This is a genomic window from Streptomyces sp. NPDC057694, assembly GCF_042799415.1.
Lineage (GTDB): Bacteria > Actinomycetota > Actinomycetes > Streptomycetales > Streptomycetaceae > Streptomyces.
Map to the genome: position 1 here is coordinate 1 of NZ_JBHVIX010000062.1, position 1,756 is coordinate 1,756.

Here is a 1,756-nt window from a genome sequence, read left to right on the forward strand (position 1 = left end):
AGGGCTCGCAGAGAATCAACGTGTTGCTTTCCGCGAGCGAACTCGTTCACGTGGTATGGCCATACCTGACGCGACTCGCGATCAACTCGCCATCAGCTTTGGGGTGTTGTTTCCACACCTCGATGAGCGACAGCGGCGGCTGATGATGGGCGCCGAGGCCAGGATTCTTGGTCACGGAGGTATCCGGGCGGTCGCTCGGGCAGCCCAGGTCAGCGAGACGACGGTCCGCAGAGGCATGGTCGAGTTGGAGGCCGGCGAGGCACCTTTGGGCCGAGTACGCAGGCCCGGTGGTGGCCGGAAGAAAGCAGTGGATCTTGATCCGGGGCTGCGGCCCGCGCTGCTGGCGCTGGTGGAACCCGATGAGCGAGGCGATCCGATGTCGCCGCTGCGCTGGACGGTGAAGTCGACCAGGAACCTTGCGACTGAACTGACCCGCCAGGGACACCGGGTGAGCGCGGACACCGTCGGGGACCTGCTGCGTGCGGAGGGCTTCAGTCTGCAGGCCGGCGCCAAGACGCTCGAGGGTAAGCAGCACCCGGACCGCGACAGCCAGTTTCGCTACATCAACGACCGGGCCAGACAGCACATGGACGCTGGGCAGCCGGTGATCAGTGTGGACGCGAAGAAGAAGGAACTTGTCGGCGACTACAAGAACGGGGGCCAGCAGTGGCGGCCGACCTCTGAACCGGTACTGGTCAAGACGCACGACTTCCTGGACCGGCAGGGACCGGGCAAGGCTATCCCCTACGGCGTCTACGACATCGCCGCGAACATCGGCTGGGTCAGTGTCGGCACGGACCACGACACCGCCGCGTTCGCCGTCGCCTCCATCCGCCGCTGGTGGCAGGCCCGAGGCCGGCACGACTACCCAGCCGCCACCCGCCTTCTGATCACCGCGGACGCGGGCGGCTCCAACGGCTACCGCACCCGATCCTGGAAGACCGAACTCGCTGCCCTGGCCGCCGAGACAGGCCTGGACATCACCGTCTGCCACATGCCGCCGGGCACCTCGAAGTGGAACAAGATCGAGCACCGGCTGTTCTCTCATATCTCCATGAACTGGCGCGGCCGCCCACTGACCAGCCACGACGTCATCGTAAACAGCATCGCAGCGACCACCACCCGCACCGGACTGAAAGTCCACGCCGAACTCGACCCCAGCACCTACGACACCGGCCTCAAGGTCACCGACAACGACCTCGACGCCCTGCCCATGCACCGGCACCGCTTCCACGGCGACTGGAACTACACCCTCCACCCCCAAGGCCGCGACACCAGCAACGCCGCCGAGAATCCGCAGTCAGCTAGCGACCCGCCCCCGCGGCCCTGCACCGGCCGCCTACGCAGCCCAGCACTAACCGGCATGCCCGAGGCGGCACTGGACGAGATCGTCGGCCAACTGGCCCAGCACCTTGATGAGTTACGCGAGCGACACCGACTCCAGCAGCGAGGAAGCGAACGCACCCGCGCTCGCGGCGCTGGAGCCAAGGACAAGCTGAACACCGCTGACAGAGTCCTGGCCGCCGTCCTCTACCTGCGCAAACTCGGCCCCCGAGACCTGCTCGCCCAGCTCTTCGGCGTCGACGGCAGCACCCTCACCAGGGCCGTTCATCAAGTCCAGCCCCTGCTGGCCCAGCACGGCCGCACCATTCAACCCTCCACAGCCAGGTTCCGCACCCCCGCCGACGTCACCGCGTTCCTCGCGCACAGCAACTCAACAGAGATCAAATCGGCACGTTGATTCTCTGCGAGCCCT

The 1,756-nt window shown here is 66.5% G+C and carries 1 protein-coding gene; it reads left to right on the top strand.

Features of this window, described 5'->3' with window-relative positions; all coding sequences use genetic code 11:
• Positions 1–55: 55 nt before the first annotated feature.
• Positions 56–1,741: an ISAzo13 family transposase gene (locus ACFVDP_RS43870; protein ID WP_383503444.1), complete on the top strand. Its 1,686-nt coding sequence runs from the start codon at positions 56–58 to the stop codon at positions 1,739–1,741.
• The last annotated feature ends 15 nt before the right edge of the window (positions 1,742–1,756 follow it).

What these genes read in the sequence shown, in the direction of transcription:
- ACFVDP_RS43870 (WP_383503444.1), top strand. Translation starts at nt 56, where the DNA reads ATGGCCATACCTGACGCGACTCGCGATCAACTCGCCATCAGCTTTGGG.